This is a genomic window from Pseudomonadota bacterium (genome assembly GCA_018817425.1).
Classification (GTDB): domain Bacteria; phylum Desulfobacterota; class Desulfobacteria; order Desulfobacterales; family RPRI01; genus RPRI01.
In genome coordinates this window covers 34,507-52,597 of the sequence record JAHITX010000008.1, presented here as the reverse complement: position 1 = coordinate 52,597, position 18,091 = coordinate 34,507, and the positions used below count along the sequence as shown (strand labels likewise).

Here is an 18,091-nt window from a genome sequence, read left to right as displayed (position 1 = left end):
TTCCCCCGCCTTGACCTTGACCAAACTGAAACGTTTTGAAAGTGGCTCTAATTTATGGTATTTATGTTATATAGGATTTTGCACTTTCGGGGTAAATATTGCAACCAAAATTGCTTGGGACTGATTACTTTATGGTTTATCAACTATTGTAACCCTTCAAATATTATATATAGCATATGCAAAATAATTTTGTTGTTTTAGTGTTTTAAAAATTTTATATGATAATATGTTTGATATCGTTTAATAAAAGTACCAAATTCATATTCAGAAAGGCTGGAATTTCTTGCGCCATATTTTTAAAATTCTTGCACTCAGCGGATTACTGCTGACATCTGCAAATTTTGCCCTGTTTGAAAAATGGATTGCACAAGCAGCAGAAGAAACGGATGTACAGTACGATACATCAATGTATGTTCAACCCGAACCCATTGGAAAACGGGAAGAAATTACATTGCAAACAGTACTGTCTTCTTCCTTAAAAATCACCCTCACCGAGGCTATTTTACTTTCACTTGAAAACAACCGTTCACTCGTAGTGGAAAGATTGAATCCTTCGATTAAAAGTACTTTTGAAGATCAGGAAAAAGCTGTGTTCGATCCGGAAACAAATGCAGAACTTTCTATCGGAAGAGAGGAAGCAGAACGCCTTGCAAGATCCGGTTCTGAAACCGAGAGTTTCACCAGAGATACTACAGACGGTGTTATTTCTCTTGAAAAGTTTTTTTCTACCGGCACAACAGTTGCCATAGAGGGAAGTACGCAACGGACGGCTTCCACCTTGTATCAGGACAACTTTTACTCAACCCGTTTAGGGATGACAATTACTCAGGCACTTCTCAAAGGTTACGGAACGGATGTCAACCTCGCCCGATTGCAACAGGCTCGCCTTGATACGCGCATGTCCGAATACGAATTGAGAGGTTTTACAGAATCTCTGATAGCTGAAGTGGAACAAACCTTTTGGGATTATGCACTTGCCGGACGTCAGATCGAGATTGTTGAAGAATCCCTTAAGGTGGCCCGTCAGCAGCTAAATGAAACAAAAGAACTGATCGAGGTCGGCCGATTGGCCAAGTCTGAATTAGCAGCTGTTCAAGCCGAGGTTGCCGGACAAGAACAGGCACTGATTGATGCCGGAAGCAATAAAGAAACTACCCGTTTAAAACTGCTGCGACTACTGAATCCTGCGGGCCCCGGTCTGTGGACGCGGGAAATCAATCTAATCTATCAGCCAACCCTGCCTGATATCAAACTTGAAAATATTGAGCTTCATGTAGCCGTGTCAATGCGTATGAGTCCAATTTTAAACGAAGCCAGGTTAAAAATTCTGCGCGGTGATTTAGATCTTGTCCAAACTAAAAACGGGTTGCTTCCACTAATGGATCTTTTTGTAACACTTGGTAAAAGCGGTTACGCAAATTCATTCGGCAAATCCATTAGCAGTCTTGATAAAGACAGCTATGACGCCCTTGCAGGCATTCGATTCAATTATCCCCTGTTTAACCGGGATGCAAAGGCTCAGCACCAGCGAGCGTTGATAGGCCGTGAGCAGTCAGGAAAAGCGCTTGAAAACCTTTCACAGCTTGTTGAAGTTGATGTACACACAGCATACATTGAAGTCAAACGCAGCAAAAAACAGATCGCCGCATCTACGGCTACACGTAGATTTAATGAGGAAAAACATCGTATCGAAACCGAAAAACTTAGAGTAGGAAAATCAACCAGCTTTCTTGTCGCTCAGGCTCAGCGGGATCTTTTGGCAAGCAGGATAGCAGAAGTCAGGGCTCTTGCAAACTACCTTCAGGCACTGGTCGACCTATACCGGCTGGATGGTTCACTGCTCGAACGCAAAGGCATTTCTGTCCCCGGCAAAGAAACTGTTACGCTATTAAAAGAGCAAAGGAAATAATATTTATGGAACAAAATTTATCTTACAACTCTTGCCAAAGAGTGCAAAAAACAATCCGTCATGAAGCAACAGACAGAATTCCAAGAGGCGAACTTTGCATAGCAGATGCTGTAATAAGCCGCGAATTAAATTGCACCAATGTCGGTTTTGATGAAAGACTTTTATTTGCCAATCAAATCGGACTCGATATTATTACTGTTTCACCTGTTTTTAAATACGGAAAAGAAAAGCTTCCAAGCCAGGGTGATTCAGACTGGCCAGATATTGACAAATGGTGCAACAACACTTCTCTGTTTACTTTTGCTCTTATTAACGGTGCGTTGGAAACAGGCATGAAGATACACGGATGGGCGGATTTTTTAAAAATTATAAGAAAATCGCCTCAAACTCTTCTGGAATTTATTGATGAAGTGGAAAAGCTAAATGTTTCAATGTTTAAAGAAGTTGCACAAAAGGGTATTGACGGTATTATACTTGCTGACGATGTTGCATATGCCAAAGGGCTTTTAGTAAATCCAAAAATTCTCCGGGAATATTTTTTTCCTTCTCTTGCAAGACAAGTTGAAGAAATCAAGCGCCTGGGCCTTTTTGCTTTCTTTCATTCAGACGGCGACTATCAGGAAATTATTCCCGACCTGATTGATCTAAATTTTGATGGCATGCAATGTATAGAAAAACGATGCGGCATGGATACTGCCAAACTACAGGAAGAATATGGAGACAGGATTTGCCTGTGGGGAAGCATTGATATTGAAGATACAGTTAGAGCAAATGAGCCGGATAATTTAAAGGCAATTACAGATTCGCTGAAAAGCCTGCAAAAAAAAGGCCTTATATTCGGCACTAACAACGGCCTTTACGAAGTAACTGACATTGCAGGCCTGAAGGCAATTTACCGGTTATTGTATTAAATCAAGTTTGATAATAGAGCCCGTGTTCAGTACATGGTATAGACAAAATATAATCAAGTTGACAATCCGGGGCAAACTCAAGAAACTGTTTTTTATAACATGTTGGAAGGCCGTCAAAAGGAACGGGGTATCCGGACAAAAATGCGGGTAAAATTGGCAGCCAGGTTATTAGTGATTGCATGGACTATGCTTAAAAACAATAAACCGTTTGATTCAAGCCGTTTAAAAACGGATACAGATTAGCATCAAACAGATATAAACTTTAATTACATCAAAGCAAATACTGCTTTGAGCATTTTCGGCGAGAAAGCCCGTGGATGGGCGTTGGAGCGAAACAACTCCGGGAGGGACAATTTAAGGGCTTCTCTCTGAATTCTTTAATCTGGATAAGGAATGATGTGGCGGTCAGCTAATAGTTGGGATGCCGGATAAACGTAACGATTAGATAAAGAGTTCGCCGCATGAGAGAACCGCCGGAAGCAAAATGCGCATTACCAAAAGTACAGCAATAGAGCTGTTCTCTCAATTTGGCGAAGAATATAAACAACTGATTATATTTGAATTATATTTTACACGTTTTTGCTTGACATAAGGAGACAATATGACCAAATCAACGCAAAAATGGTTTAAAGAATGGTCAAATGATTATGATCAAACTTTGGGCAAACTCAAGAGACATCATGAGATGCTTGATCTTGCTGTAGAAATGTCAAATGTAAAAGATGGGGAACGCATTCTTGATGTTGGATGCGGTACAGGCCTCCTGAGTTTAAAATTCCTTGAAGCAGCGAAATGTACAATAAATGGGATTGATCTGTCAGAAGATATGCTTAACATCTGGAAAGAGAAAATTGACACACTAAATCTTTCCAGCCGAGTAAAGACCAAACTGGGAGACGCCGCAACTTTAGAGTTTGAAGATTCCACATTTGAAATAATTGCTTCCACTGTAACATTGCATCATGTCAAAGATAAGCAACAGGCCTTAAATAAAATTTACAAACTATTGAAACCAAATGGGAGATTTGTAATAGGAGATTTGGATGTCGATACAAGCGGTGAATTAGTTGATATTAAAAGGTTAAGGCATATACTGGACTATTTAAAAGAAGAATTATCATTAGCACTTCAAGATGGTGGTGCAGATGCATTTATAAGGATGTATAATAATGGGAAAAAGCATATTTCAAATGATGGCGAATATTGCATAAATTTTGAAATGTGGTCTCAACTATGTAAGAATGCAGGATTTAAAAATATTACTGTTTTGCCGGTAAAATCTTTTAACTGGATGAAGGTATTATGTGCTGAAAAGTAATGTGCATCCCCTGATTTTTTGGACATAAAAATCTAACTAAAACGGAGGGAAAAGAAGCAAAAAGCCGCACCCGCTCAAAAGCACCGGTATCTTTTCAAAATGAACTGTAAATGGATGCAATGGTTACATGCTACTTGAGTACAGAATGAAAATATCTCAGGAAGAAGATTGCCAAAAGGCATTTAAATTTAAAGAAGAGATTCGTTGCATTAAAAGCATTGAACGTAGCTTTATGCAACCAGTATTCGAATAATACATCAAAAGAAAACCACTTTCTTTACCCGACCAATGTTCTGATATGCTTCACGCCGTCAGGTAAGAAATACTTTCTGAGTAGGATTAAGATATGGAGATGTACCTTAGACCGACTGATATAATTGATTGGCAGATACCGGTGATTCTTAACCATGCCAAGGCTCTTTCGGCGGACACTTCAAGTCCTATAGAAATCGCAAGGATTTGTTTTGAGTGGGTACGCGACCATATCCAGCATAGTGGTGATTACGAGGCTAATATCACTACTTGCCTGGCATCGGAGGTTATGATTGAAGGCACGGGATGGTGTTTTGCAAAAAGCCATCTTCTTGCCGCATTACTACGTGCCAACAGTATTCCTGCCGGTTTATGTTACCAACGCCTTAGCCGCGACGATGGTAACGGTTTTACTCTACACGGCTTGAATGCTGTGCACCTGCCTGAATTAGGTTGGTATAGAATTGATGCCAGAGGGAACAAACCCGGTGTTGATGCTCAATTCTGCCCGCCTAAGGAGATGTTGGCCTTTTATCCGCAAGCTGACGGGGAGTTTGATTTTTATGAGATCTGGCCAGATCCTGTCCCAATCGTTTTGGATTGTCTTACTCGGTCCAACGGATGGGCACAAGTTTTTGCAAATCTCCCGGATATTGCCATGATAAAAAAGTCATAGAACCACAAAATGCAACCAACGAATTAATGCTGAGAGTAGTTTTATTTGCAGTCTTTAACGGCTGGTTTCGGGTATTCGACTTAAATGGGAAAGGGAAAGATGTTTTTGCAGCGACACGGAGAAAGTGAAACGAATGTTTCTATGATTTTCACTTGCAGGAAATTAGACCCAGTGCTCACAGAACATGGAAAGCTTTAGAAATCGAGACATGAACCAAAAAAAAGAATAAAAATACTGCAACTTGGTAAACGGTGCTTTTTTGAATGTAAACATATTTGATTTTAAAGAAAAATTGCTGTAAAGATATAACTATTCGAAAAACAGATACTTCAGTATCTTATAATTAACCCGATTTCTCCGGCAAGTTACCCTCATAAAGGTTTTGCAGGTAAAGCGGGGTTAAATGTTTCCATTATATCCTGATTATGTTCAACAAAAGTAATAAACTGGAGACTGTAAATGAAAGATACACTGAAACCCGGAATTGAATACGAATTTAAATTCCAAATTTCAAAATCAAAGCTTGTCCCGGCTCTTTATCCTGAATCTGAAGAATTCCAGCAAATGCCGGAAGTATTTGCCACAGGATTTCTGGTTGGGTTTTTAGAGTGGGCATGTATTAAGGCCTTAAATCCTTATCTTGACTGGCCGGCTGAACAGACTGTGGGTACGCATTTTGATTTAAAGCATACTGCTGCAACTCCGGCAGGATTTGAAGCAACAGCGAAAGTAAAACTTATCGAGGTCGACAGACGACGCTTGGTTTTTGAAGTAGAGGCGTATGATGATATAGATATGATAGCAAAAGGAAAACATGAGAGATTTATAATCAACAAAGAAAAATTTGATTCCGGGATTAAAGAAAAAATTGCGAAAAAAAGCAAATGATTCATTGGAAACAATAAATTTATACTGTTACCTTATCGTCTAAACATCAAAGCAAATCGGGGTTAAAGGAGAAAAAATATGGATGTCAAAATTTTGAAAAGAAGTTTCTTCCAACGTATGCTGGGCCGTCCTGTAACATCTGAGCCCAAAGACTCAACTTGCTGGAGCTATTCCGGCGGCAAACTTACTCTTGACTTAAATAAAGCTCCTGAGCTTAAACAACCTGGCGGTGCTGTGCGTCTGGAAGGAAAAGACCTTCCGGTACGAATACTTGTATTTCTTGGAGAAGACAAAAAATATCATGTTTTCAAGAACCGCTGCTCGCATGTAGGACACCGCCGCCTTGATCCTGTTCCTGGGACAAATACTGTTCAATGTTGCAGCGTAAGCAAGTCCACATATGATTTTAGCGGAAATAAAATTTATGGTCCTGCTCCTCATCCGGTAACACAATATACTGCCAATGTGGACGGAGATAAATTAACGGCAGCAATAAGCTGACAGTTACTTTATCGGAGCTTTAGCAGAGTTTCATAAATTCGGTTACGTATTTTTCATTTTGACCATGAGACTATTATGCCACAGTCTCATGGTCGATATGGCACCAAAATTATGAAATGGAGTACTTAGTCGCTTACTACTTCTATAGATCCTTCATTTGTTTCGCATCCAGGCAATTCCGAAGACGGTGAAGGGGTTTCCTGTACTGACCTAAGGCTGCGCTCAATGGCGCGGGTTCTTGTTTCGGCGCTTTCAATGGTTTTTGAAGCTTCATCAAGCTTCTTTTTGGTTTTTGCCAGAACATCACCGAATTTTCTGAACTCGGATTTAACGGCTCCCAAAAGCTGCCAGATCTCACTTGAACGTTTTTCAATCGCAAGAGTTTTAAATCCCATCTGCAGACTGTTTAATAAAGCAGCAAGGGTCGTGGGCCCTGTAACCACAATTCTATACTCCCGCTGTAAGATATCACATAGCCCGGGTCGCCGGATTATCTCAGCATACAGGCCTTCTGTAGGAATAAACATAAGGGCGAAATCGGTTGTATCGGGAGGGCATAAATATTTATCTCTTATATCTTTTGCTTCGGCCTTTATTCTTATTTCAAGATTTTTAAGAGATCTTTCGACAAGATCTTTATCGGCGGCATCCTGAGCATCAAGAAGACGCTGATAATCTTCCAGCGGAAATTTTGCATCTATAGGCATCCAGACAACATGGTGTCCTGTAGGGTCTTGGCCTGGAAGTTTTATGGCAAATTCCACTCTTTCCCGGCTGTCTTTTTTAGTTGCAACATTTGCTTCGTACTGTTCGGGTGAAAGAATTTGCTCGAGAAGTGCGCCAAGCTGAATTTCTCCCCAGGTTCCGCGGGTTTTAACATTTGTGAGCACCTTTTTTAAATCACCAACACCGGTTGCAAGACTTCTCATTTCTCCAAGGCCTTTGTAAACCTGTTCAAGGCGCTCGCTAACCTGCTTGAAGGATTCTCCAAGGCGTGTTTCAAGAGTATTATGAAGTTTTTCGTCAACGGTGGCTCGCATTAGTTCAAGCTTTTTACTGTTTTCTTCCTGCATGGTACTTAAGCGTGATTCCATTGTAAGCCGCATAGACTCAAGCTTTTCCTCGTTTAATCTTGTCATATCAAGAAGTTGTTTTGAAAAGGTATCAAGCTGGTTTTTCTGCATGCCTGCTATTTCGGCTATTCGTTTTGATAGTGAATCGCCAAAGTCCTTCAATGAAGCGCCCTGTTCTTCACGGGCAGATTTAGAATTGTCGAAAAATTCTTTACGGTTTTCGAAAAATTCTTTTTTTACGATGCTTTCAATATTTGCCACATGTTTTTCAAGTTCTTCAAAATTATTTTTAAGCTTTATTTGTATATCTTCCGGCTTGCGTTTTAAAATGAGAATAATAAGAATTAAAGATAAGATACCAAGCAGGCAAACCAGAATAAGCAGTATATCGGTCATGTTTTCCCCAAAATTAACTGAACCTAACTCGTCTATATGACAAGGAATTTTTATGTGAATTGATTACAATAAGTTGCGTCATGCTTGAATAAGAAAATAACACATTTTAGGAAAAACAAAAACGATGGGAAAATATAAATAGCTGACATTTGGGCAAAAAAAGGCATCGTTAAGTATTTATAAAAATAAAATATATTAAAGCAAACACTTCTCCCTTAACGGATAGATACCCACTTTTTTTCTTCAGAAGGCACAAGGGGAGAGATCAAGCATGTATAATTGCAGGCTGATCGAACAAAGAACCGATCAGATTTATACGCTTGAATTATCCGTCTATGAGATTTATTTTTATACCTGCTATAGGCCTAACAGATAATAAATATTTAAGATGCCTTTTTAAGATGACTGAAAATTAGATTTTTTCCACGTTCTTTGCTGCAGGACCTTGTTTGCCCTCTTCTACATCAAAGCTAACCCGGTCACCCTCAGCAAGAGTTCTGAAACCTGACATTGTAATCGCTGAATGATGAACAAAAACATCCCCGCCCTCTTCCTTTTCGATAAAACCAAACCCCTTTTTATCGTTGAACCATTTTACAATACCTGTCGCCAAAATAAATCTCCTTTTAAAAAACGGTTTTTGTTTCATGTCAAAGATCTCAAAACCTTTGCATGGCGCTGAAGTAACAGCAGATAAACAATAGCTACGTGTTTATTTAAAATACATATTATTAAAGGTCAAGCAAAAATATAGTTTTTTATTTTACAAATATTTTTATTCCCATTTGCCGTCACCTTTGTCGTTTAAATCTATATATTCTGAGTCCGTATTATTTTTTACCCTGGTTTCTACATGGGTTTTTTTATTTATAATTGTCACTTTTTCTTCGGCAAAAAGATTAATAATCCAACTGACAAAACTGATAAACAATGAACCGATTATTGCGGCAAAAAACCCTTTAACATGAAAGCCGGGTATAAGTTTTGATGTTAAAATCAACATAAAAGCGTTTATAACAAAAGTGAATAAGCCTAAACTTACAATATTAATCGGAAGTGTTAATACTAAAGCGATAGGTCTTAAAAAAACATTTAAGATTCCCAGAACCGCAGCGGCAAAAAAAGCCGTTGAAATACCATCAACAGCTATACCTCTGGTTAAATAAGAAGTAACTATTATTGCTGCGGTAAGCACTAACCATTTAATTATAATCTGATACATTTTTATTCTAAATTCTCCACATCAGCCATATCCTGTAATCGACCGGTAGCACGCTTATTTTTCTTTAAATTTTCGATATCAATAAAATTAATTTCCACATCTCCAAGTAAAATTTGGACTTTTGCATTGTAGCAATCTTCAAAATTTAAATCCGTTAAGGTAGTTAATAAATCAATACGATTCGGAGGATATCCCAATTGTATAATTTGATCTTTTTCAAGAAAATCCTCCGGTTTGAGATTAAGCGAGCCAAAGCCAAAGTTCTCAAGCGCTCTTAAAATTCTGGCAGCATTATCAGGAGATAGTTCAATCCAGATATCAATGTCCTTAGTATAACGCGGATGACCGTGAAGAGCAACGGCATATCCACCAACCACCAGATATTTTACTTTATTTGTATTTAATAATTCTATGAACTCTTTGAAATCCTTGCTCAGCATTATATCTCCACAAGTTGTATTCTTTTCTTATTTGTTCTAATGCATACAATCGCTCTTCATATGATTTCGACTGCCAATAGCGAAAATCACTTGGTTGATTATTTGTACTGTATTTTTTTACAACTTTGGCTATTTCCATATAATCACCCACTAATTATTTTTGTTTTTGTTCAATTTTAGCCCATGAATCCCTAAGTGTGACCGTTCTGTTAAATACTAGTAACTCTTTTGATGATTCTTTGCTGTCTACACAGAAATAACCAAGTCTTTCAAACTGGCAGATACTTCCCGGAGTTGCCTTTAAAAGACCGGGTTCGACTTTACACGATTTGAGTATTTCAAGAGATCCTGGGTTTATAAAATCTTTGAAATTACTACCGTCTTTTCCATCAGCCGGATTTTCTTTCACAAACAGACGGTCATACAAACGTACTTTTGCTTCCACGCAGTGAGCAGCCGAAACCCAGTGCAATGTACCCTTGACTTTTCTACCATCATCCGAATAGCCGCCTTTTGTTTTCGGATCGTAAGTGCAATGAAGCTGTGTTATTTCACCTGTGTTTTCATCTTTGTCAATACCTACACAGGTAATATAATATGCCTGCTTAAGGCGAACCTCACGCCCCGGTGAAAGGCGAAAGAATTTTTTCGGCGGTTCTTCCCTGAAATCTTCCTTCTCGATATAAATTTCACGGGAAAAAGGAATCTTTCTGGTACCCATTGAAGAATCTTCCGGATTATTAATCGCATCAAATTCTTCTACAAGATCTTCGGGATAGTTATCAATAACAATTTTTAACGGATTTATTACACCCATAACACGAGGAGCACGTTTGTTCAAATCTTCTCGTATGCAAAATTCCAGCAGGGCCATATCGACAATGCTGTTGCTTTTTGCTACCCCTATTCGCTCACAAAAATTTCTGATAGCATCAGGTGTATAACCTCTTCTTCTCAAACCGGAGATTGTAGGCATTCTCGGATCATCCCATCCGGAAACAAATTCTCCTTCTACAAGTTCAAGAAGTTTTCTTTTGCTCAATACCGTATAGTTAAGGTTAAGACGGGCAAATTCGATCTGCTGCGGATGAAAGATATCCAGTGTATCAAGAATCCAGTCATAAAGAGGGCGATGATCTTCAAATTCAAGGGTGCATATCGAATGCGTAACGCCTTCAATAGAATCGGAAAGACCATGTGCAAAATCATACATGGGATAAATACTCCACTTGCTGCCAGTACGGTGATGATCGGCATGTAAAATGCGGTATAGCACAGGATCACGCATATTCAGATTAGGAGACGACATATCAATCCTGGCGCGAAGAACATGCGATCCATTTTTAAATTCACCATTTTTCATTCTTTCAAACAAGTCAGTATTTTCTTCAATACTACGGCTTCTGTAAGGGCTTTCGATGCCTGGCTCTGTGAGTGTGCCACGATATTTTCTTATTTCTTCCGCATTTAAGCTGCATACATAGGCTTTGCCTTTTTTGATCAGATTTAGTGCGTATTCGTAAAGTTTTTCAAAATAATCCGATGCATAATAAAGTCGGTTTTCCCAGTCAAAACCCAGCCATTTTACATCTTCTTTTATCGAATCCACATATTCTACCTCTTCTTTAGCAGGATTAGTATCATCGAATCTAAGATTGCAAAGACCTTTATATTCCCCGGCAAGACCAAAATTTAAACAGATTGATTTTGCATGCCCTATATGAAGATAGCCGTTTGGTTCAGGTGGAAATCTTGTCATAACCCTGCCGTTGTTCTTATTGGAGCTAAGGTCATTAGAAATAATATTTCGGATAAAATTCGGAGCGGCAACAGGTTCTGCCGAAACCGTACCGGATGCTTTGTTCATATTTTTATTATGGTTATCTTCGTTGCTCATTATTTCCTCAGGTTTGTATTTGCATTATTTCAAATATAAAACATCTTCGATTATTTTAAAGTACACTAAAAAAGCTCAAAATTCAATGGTGTAAGCGTTTCTAAACAGGGCACCCGCATATGCCACCTAAAAGTTAAATACTCTTAATAAAGGGAGCACAGCTTTAATTCCCCCTTAACAAAGGGGGGGGTAGGGGGTTGTTCCGTATATATACTTCTTTCAACCCATCCTTCGATAGCCCTTCATCTTTCTACCTTTCAATTGTTCCAAGAGTAAAACCTCAGATAAATCACCTTGCTTCCTGAGTTTTCGTGATAGAGCCTTCAATTTTGGGTTATACATAATTTTCATTACAACCCCCTTAATCCCCCTTTTTTAAGGGGGAATTAGTGAGAAATCCTTTTCAAAGAGAGAACTTGGGAGTAGCTTTTAATTGGTAATACTGATAGTTATTCTCATTGGTTCATCTATAATATAATATGTCGTTTTAAGTAAAATTAAAAATTTGCTTATAAGAGCCACTTCCAAAACGTTTCAGTTTGGTCAAGCTCAAGGCGGTGGAAAATGTTAACCGCAGGAATACATAGAGTATTTCGAGGATTAAAATTTTCCCCCAACGCAGAGATCGGCCAAAATGGGACGTTTTGAAACTGGCTCATAAGGCTTTTCTAAGAAAAACCGCCGAGAGCTGCCTGGAGACAGTTCCCGTTTATGCACCAGGATTCATCCAGGGCGAAAAACAGGATTGGATGGGCCGCATCCTCCGGCGACATAATTCTGCCGTCGTACCGCTCCATCATATCATTGCGTGTTTTTAACGGCACTCCCAGTTTCTCACCGGCAACTTCTTCTTCCTGCTCTTCCCTTGCTCTGGTGAGCCGGGTGTCCACGGGACCGTAAGCAATACAGTTGCAGGTGATTCCAAATCGTTCCCATTCATGCGCCACCACTTTGGTCAGCGAAATGATTCCACCCTTGGCGGAAGCATAATTTGCCTGGGTAGCCGCACCTTTTACACCGGATATTGAGGATATATTAATAATACGGCCGTTATGCCCTTTAGTCCGCATATGTTTAGCGGCTGCTCTGATACAATTAAATGTTCCTTTAAGATTTACATCTATTGCCATATCCCACTGTAAATCGGTCATTTTGTGAATCGGGGCATCTCGAGTGATACCGGCGCAATTTACAAGGATATTCAGCGCGCCGAATTTCGAAACTGTAGTATCCATTAGCCTCTGAGCGTCTTTGGGATTTACGATATCAGCAATGCAAGAAATGGCCTTACCACCTGAATCTTCTATATCTTTAGCTGATTTTGCAGCTACGGTTTCATCGGTATCATTTATTACAACCGCTGCACCTTCTCTGGAAAAAAGTTGTGCCGTAGCTTTTCCTATCCCACGGCCTGCGCCGGTAATAACAGCAATTTTTCCATCAAGTTTTCCCATACTTTTCCTCCACTCAAGTCTCACCGTCATGCCGGACTACGATCCGGCATCCAGCTTTACTATAACTTATAAACCTTATGGTGAAAGTTCATAAAATATGTAATCAATAATATTTTTTAGAAATTTTTAGATTGACCTTTTTTATTTCGCCATTATCATTTTAATAGAAGATGAAACGCATTTACAGATAATTAACATTTAAGCCGTCTGAAAAACAAACTATTTATATTTCATCGAATAAAAAAAGGGGTATATCATGGAACTCAAAGAATATTTTGAAAGTACAAATGGAACCAGTGTGTTTGCAACCGCAGATAAAGATGGAAAGGTGAATACGGCCATATATTCGCGTCCGCATTTTCTGGAAGATGGAACAATCGCTTTTATCATGCTTGACAGGCTTACTCACCACAATCTTAAATCCAATCCTTATGCAAGTTACCTTTTTATCGAGGATGATCCGGGTTACAAAGGAAAAAGGCTTTACTTGAAAAAGATCCGTGAAGAACAGGATACCGAATTATTAAAATCATTACTTAGAAAAAGATACCCCAAAGAAGAAAGCAAATATCTGGTATTTTTCAGCCTGGAAAATGAATTGCCTCTTATTGGGGATGGTAAATAATTTCTATAGTGCTTGTCCTACCAGCTATTTCTTACTTTTACATTTCTTTGATCAAGATAAGATTTGATTTCGGGAATAGTATATGTACCGTAATGTACCATAGAAGCTATTAATGCAGCATCAGCTTTTCCTTTTGTTAAAACATCACAAAGATGTTCCGGTTTGCCTGCACCGCCTGAAGCAATTACAGGAATTGAAACATTTTCCGAAACAAGTGATGTGAGATTTAACTCATATCCTTCACGGGTTCCGTCTGCATCAATTGAATTCAGACATATCTCTCCTGCACCAAGCTTTTCGGCTTCTATAGCCCATTTAAGAGCATCAATTCCCATAAAAGTTCTTCCGCCGTTTATGACTATTTCATAACCGGAAGGAATACTAGCGCTTTTTCCGACAAATTTGACATCCATTCCCAGCACTATACACTGTTTACCAAAAGCTTCGGCTCCTTTTGAAATAATATCAGGATTCTTTACGGCCGCTGAATTAACACTGACTTTTTCAGCTCCTGCAAGAAGAACTTTGCGCATATCCTCATGATTACGTATTCCGCCACCAACAGAAAAAGGAATAAATATTGTTTCGGCAACACGCCTTACAACATCTATCATAATATTTCTCTTTTCACTGGAAGCAGTAATATCGTAAAAGACAATCTCATCAGCTCCTGCCTCGTAATAATAACGAGCCATCTCAACAGGATCGCCTATATCGACATTATTTTTAAATTTTATCCCTTTTGTCGTTTTGCCTTCACGCACATCAAGGCAGGGAATAATCCGTTTGCTTAACATGGTTTCCACACACAGAAATTTTTAAGTATTGAAAGACCGGGTCTCCCGCTTTTTTCGGGATGAAACTGGGTGGCTATAATATTTTCATACCCGATAATCGATGCAAATGAAATTCCATAAGTTGTTGTTCCTATTACATGGGAATTGTCGTCAGGTGACGGATAATACCCATGAACAAAATAGAACTCATCATTGTCTTTTACATCGGAAAGAACAAAGTGGTCTTTATTAAGTATAATGCTGTTCCACCCCATATGAGGTATCTTAAGACCCGCTTCATTTTTCAGTCTTTTATCAAATCTGAAAGCAAGTACTTTCCCGCCAATAATACCTATACACTCAGTGTTATTTTCCTCACTGTAATTCATTATAATCTGAGTGCCAAGGCATATGCCAAGAATGGGTTTGGCGGATGAAAGGGCGTTTTTAATAGCTTTATCAAGGCCAAGACGCTTTATGCTTTCCATGGCAGAGCCTGCGGCACCTACGCCGGGGAATATAATGCGTTCGGCTTTGTCTATCTCTTTTGTGTCATTTGTAATGATACATTTAAATCCCAGGTGATTCACAGCACTGGCCACGCTGGTCAGATTTCCTGCATCATAGTCTATTATAGCTATCATTTTTTTATTATCATAAATATTAAAAGTATTTTTAAACTTTAAATTTGTACCCTGCTTTACTCCTCACTGCTTTTTACGGTTTCCCACATTGTATCGAATTCATTACGGGATAAGGAGTCAATATCCCGCCCACTTTGTGTAGCCATTTTTTCCATAGTTCTAAATCGTGTTTCAAACTTTTTTATGGATTCTTTCAATGCAGTTTCAGGATGGATTGCTGCAAAACGCGCAACATTTACAAGGGTAAAAAGTATGTCTCCAAACTCAAGAGCAATATTTTCCTTTTTGTTATCATCCGAATTTTCATTAAGAGCGCATTGGAATTCGTGCCATTCTTCTTCTGCTTTTTTCATCACATCGCTGATGTTATCCCAATCGAAGCCGGTTCGCGCAGCCCTTTCAGAAATTCTATATGCACGCATCAGTGCCGGAAGTTTTCCGGGTACAGAATCCAGAGTCGCCTCTATTTTTGCATGGTTTTTTTCATTCTTTTTAATTTTATGCCAGCGATTTCTCAATACGGATGAATCTTCGGCAGATTCTTGTCCGAACACATGTGGATGGCGGCGTACCATTTTTTCTGTAATCTGCTTTACAACATCATCTATTCCAAAAGATTTTTTTTCTTCAAAAAGCCTTGCGATAAAAATAATATGGAATAATACATCTCCAAGCTCTTCACATATTTCATCAAAATTTTCCGATTCGATTGCATCAACAAGTTCATATACTTCTTCCAAAAGATATACGGCCATTGTCTTAGGGGTTTGCTTCTGATCCCACGGACATCCGTTGGTACCTCTGAGAGTTTCTATAAGCTTTATTAAGTTTTCAAAGTTTTGATCTTCTCTGTTTGACCGCTTTTTTCCCAAGCTTTTTTAATATCCTTTATTTTTGTCTGGTATTCATTTTTTAAGACTTTTGGTGTCACCATGATCATCTTATCGGAAAATATCACAAGAAAAGGCGATGTTTTCGAAGAATTAATTATATTTGTGATGCCTGAAAGAAAAGACACAAATACGATTAACAGTATGCAACTGATTAGTGTGCCTTTCAATATTCCAAAAAGCGCTCCAAATATTCTATCAACCCACCCGAGAAAAACTATCTTCAGAATATATTTTATTATGACCCCAAGAATGCTGATTATTAAGAAAACAAAAATAAAAACCAGAAGAAAGCTTAACACATTTAAATAATTATGGTTAGCAACCCAATTTTGCAAGAATTTGCTGACGTCCGGATAATAGGTATAGGCAGCGTAAAAACCTCCAAGCACTCCTATCAGAGATGAAATTTCCTTTATAACACCTCTGAAAATACCACGAATAAGGCAGTAAGATAAAATTACAATTACCAAGATATCAAACAGATTCATAATCCCCCTTTTAGCCGTTTATAATTATTTTCGGCTTCGCAAGTCCCTATTGCTTAAGTTGCGTTTTATCATTTTTAATAAATCTGCACGGAGTAAATATAAGTGGCTCTATATAATATTAAAGTGTTATACTCGAAATATTTTAAATATATTATTGTAGCAGTTAAGGCATAAAATATATTCTATTTTAATTAAAATGAGGCCTGCATTATAATAAAACATTTTTAAATCCGTCAAGTTTTATCTGCCACCTTATACGCTAAATGTTTTTTGCACTACTTAATTGCATTTGATAAAATTTCTAATAAAAATAGTGCTCTTTTCCGGTTGCATAAGTCTGAACTGTAAAATTATACTTAGCCTGTTTCTGTAAAGAGTTTTGTCTATAAATGCTTTAATGTAGTTGGAAATCATGTTTTTTACTTTACAGGCCAAATTATAACTTTTTGCATGTTCAATAATTTGTTATTTGCAATATTCTTTTTAATTATGGTATTAAGGAAAACTAAATAAAAAGACTATTTTCTTTGGATAAAGTTAAGCACTCATGCTTTGTGGTTTTATCAGGCATGGGTGTAAATTTTTTTGATAGTAAATTACGCTATTCTTTTATTATGTTTTTTATATAAAACGGTGTTTTAAAATTTATCTATGAAAATCGATGTAGATGATAATCTTACTAAAATTTCTTTTTCTGATATAAATCTTGCGAAACAACTTTTTGGTGAAAACAATTCTAATCTTCAGAAAGTGGCTGATGCGGTTGCTATAAGAATACATACAAGAGGAAGCGCAGTTACAATCGAAGGTGAAAAAATTGCTTCAAATCTTGCTAAAAATTTATTGACCCAACTCTATGAACTGCTTAAGGATAATTATCCGATTTATCCGAGTGATTTCGATTATGCCATAAGGCTTCTTTCAAAAGATGATACTATCAAGATAAAGGATATTTTTCTCGATACGGTATATATTACAGCAAAGAAACAACCTATAACTCCAAAAAGCCTGGCACAAAAAGAATATATAGATGCCATGCGTCATTTTGATATCGTATTCGGTGTGGGACCTGCAGGTACAGGCAAGACTTATCTGGCGATGGCGATGGGAGTTTCCGCTCTTTCGAAAGGTTTGGTGAGCAGAATTATACTTACGCGACCAGCTGTTGAAGCTGGTGAAGCGCTTGGTTTTTTGCCTGGAGATCTTGCTGAAAAAGTTGACCCCTATTTAAGACCGCTTTATGATGCTCTTCATGATATGATGAGATTTGAAAAGGTTGCAAATCTTATGGAAAAGGGTGTAATCGAAGTTGCTCCGCTTGCCTTCATGCGGGGAAGAACATTAAATGACTCATTTATTATTCTTGATGAGGCCCAGAATACTACTTCGGAACAGATGAAGATGTTTCTTACCCGTATAGGGTTCAGCTCAAAAGCAGTTATTACGGGTGATATAACCCAGATTGATCTGCCTATGGGCAAAACATCCGGTCTTGTCGAATCCAAAAATATTTTGCAGAAAATTAACGGAATTAAATTTGTCTTCTTTTCAAAATCGGATGTTGTAAGGCATAAACTTGTACAAGATATTATTGAAGCATATGAAAATCTTGAAGCAAAGAAACGAAAAGCCGAAAACCAAAAATAAAGTAGCCAGTTTCAAAAGTTTATCAAAAAAAGAGAAAATCTTTTGAAGAACTCTTGAAAAATCAACAGACTAAAGGCTGAT

18 protein-coding genes are annotated in these 18,091 nt (G+C 38.1%); 8 read left to right on the top strand and 10 right to left on the bottom strand.

Going from position 1 to position 18,091, the window contains the following annotated elements:
* Positions 1 to 406 precede the first annotated feature (406 nt).
* The 6 genes from KKC46_02230 (at position 407) to KKC46_02205 (ending at position 6,455) form a co-directional block, all read left to right on the top strand.
* On the top strand, positions 407 to 1,909 hold the full coding sequence (locus KKC46_02230) for a TolC family protein (protein MBU1052629.1): 1,503 nt from the start codon (positions 407 to 409) through the stop codon (positions 1,907 to 1,909).
* Positions 1,910 to 1,914: 5 nt separating this feature from the next.
* Positions 1,915 to 2,820: a hypothetical protein gene (locus tag KKC46_02225; GenBank protein ID MBU1052628.1), complete on the top strand. Its 906-nt coding sequence runs from the start codon at positions 1,915 to 1,917 to the stop codon at positions 2,818 to 2,820.
* A gap of 601 nt (positions 2,821 to 3,421) precedes the next feature.
* Positions 3,422 to 4,138, top strand: a complete 717-nt coding sequence (locus KKC46_02220) for a methyltransferase domain-containing protein (GenBank protein MBU1052627.1) — start codon at positions 3,422 to 3,424, stop codon at positions 4,136 to 4,138.
* 346 nt (positions 4,139 to 4,484) lie between these two features.
* A complete protein-coding gene (locus KKC46_02215; GenBank protein ID MBU1052626.1) occupies positions 4,485 to 5,066 on the top strand; it encodes a transglutaminase family protein in 582 nt (193 codons plus the stop codon).
* A gap of 459 nt (positions 5,067 to 5,525) precedes the next feature.
* Positions 5,526 to 5,954, top strand: a complete 429-nt coding sequence (locus tag KKC46_02210; GenBank protein MBU1052625.1) for a thioesterase family protein — start codon at positions 5,526 to 5,528, stop codon at positions 5,952 to 5,954.
* Between the two features lie 78 nt (positions 5,955 to 6,032).
* Complete coding sequence (locus tag KKC46_02205) at positions 6,033 to 6,455, top strand: Rieske 2Fe-2S domain-containing protein (protein ID MBU1052624.1); 423 nt, start codon at positions 6,033 to 6,035, stop codon at positions 6,453 to 6,455.
* 125 nt (positions 6,456 to 6,580) lie between these two features.
* On the opposite strand, the gene rmuC is transcribed toward KKC46_02205, so the two are convergent.
* The 6 genes from rmuC to KKC46_02175 all read right to left on the bottom strand — a co-directional run bounded on the left by rmuC (position 6,581) and on the right by KKC46_02175 (position 12,937).
* Positions 6,581 to 7,924 (bottom strand): DNA recombination protein RmuC, encoded by a 1,344-nt coding sequence (gene rmuC, locus KKC46_02200; protein ID MBU1052623.1) that lies wholly within the window; start codon positions 7,922 to 7,924, stop codon positions 6,581 to 6,583.
* A 412-nt stretch (positions 7,925 to 8,336) separates the two neighbouring features.
* Entirely contained in the window at positions 8,337 to 8,537 is a 201-nt protein-coding gene (locus tag KKC46_02195; protein MBU1052622.1) for a cold-shock protein, read from the bottom strand.
* A gap of 162 nt (positions 8,538 to 8,699) precedes the next feature.
* Complete coding sequence (locus tag KKC46_02190; GenBank protein ID MBU1052621.1) at positions 8,700 to 9,146, bottom strand: phage holin family protein; 447 nt, start codon at positions 9,144 to 9,146, stop codon at positions 8,700 to 8,702.
* A gap of 2 nt (positions 9,147 to 9,148) precedes the next feature.
* Positions 9,149 to 9,586, bottom strand: coding sequence for a hypothetical protein (locus KKC46_02185; GenBank protein ID MBU1052620.1), 438 nt, complete (start codon positions 9,584 to 9,586; stop codon positions 9,149 to 9,151).
* Between the two features lie 154 nt (positions 9,587 to 9,740).
* Positions 9,741 to 11,453, bottom strand: coding sequence for a glutamine--tRNA ligase/YqeY domain fusion protein (locus KKC46_02180; GenBank protein ID MBU1052619.1), 1,713 nt, complete (start codon positions 11,451 to 11,453; stop codon positions 9,741 to 9,743).
* 698 nt (positions 11,454 to 12,151) lie between these two features.
* Positions 12,152 to 12,937 carry an SDR family NAD(P)-dependent oxidoreductase gene (locus KKC46_02175; GenBank protein MBU1052618.1) on the bottom strand — a complete coding sequence of 262 codons (786 nt, stop codon included), beginning with the start codon at positions 12,935 to 12,937 and terminating at the stop codon, positions 12,152 to 12,154.
* 256 nt (positions 12,938 to 13,193) lie between these two features.
* Between KKC46_02175 and KKC46_02170 the strand changes: the two genes are divergently transcribed.
* Complete coding sequence (locus KKC46_02170) at positions 13,194 to 13,562, top strand: pyridoxamine 5'-phosphate oxidase family protein (GenBank protein MBU1052617.1); 369 nt, start codon at positions 13,194 to 13,196, stop codon at positions 13,560 to 13,562.
* Between the two features lie 17 nt (positions 13,563 to 13,579).
* Here KKC46_02170 and hisF read toward each other — a convergent pair whose 3' ends face one another.
* From hisF to KKC46_02150, 4 genes are read right to left on the bottom strand one after another with little or no spacing between them, the layout of a single operon-like run.
* Positions 13,580 to 14,359: an imidazole glycerol phosphate synthase subunit HisF gene (hisF, locus tag KKC46_02165; protein MBU1052616.1), complete on the bottom strand. Its 780-nt coding sequence runs from the start codon at positions 14,357 to 14,359 to the stop codon at positions 13,580 to 13,582.
* Positions 14,353 to 14,982: an imidazole glycerol phosphate synthase subunit HisH gene (gene hisH, locus KKC46_02160; GenBank protein MBU1052615.1), complete on the bottom strand. Its 630-nt coding sequence runs from the start codon at positions 14,980 to 14,982 to the stop codon at positions 14,353 to 14,355. Before hisH ends, hisF begins: the two co-directional genes overlap by 7 nt.
* 56 nt (positions 14,983 to 15,038) lie before the next feature.
* Complete coding sequence (gene mazG, locus KKC46_02155) at positions 15,039 to 15,854, bottom strand: nucleoside triphosphate pyrophosphohydrolase (protein MBU1052614.1); 816 nt, start codon at positions 15,852 to 15,854, stop codon at positions 15,039 to 15,041.
* A complete protein-coding gene (locus tag KKC46_02150; protein ID MBU1052613.1) occupies positions 15,806 to 16,363 on the bottom strand; it encodes a CvpA family protein in 558 nt (185 codons plus the stop codon). The genes mazG and KKC46_02150 overlap by 49 nt, the downstream gene beginning before the upstream one ends.
* Before the next feature lie 651 nt (positions 16,364 to 17,014).
* Between KKC46_02150 and KKC46_02145 the strand changes: the two genes are divergently transcribed.
* On the top strand, positions 17,015 to 18,010 hold the full coding sequence (locus KKC46_02145) for a PhoH family protein (protein ID MBU1052612.1): 996 nt from the start codon (positions 17,015 to 17,017) through the stop codon (positions 18,008 to 18,010).
* Positions 18,011 to 18,091: the final 81 nt, after the last annotated feature.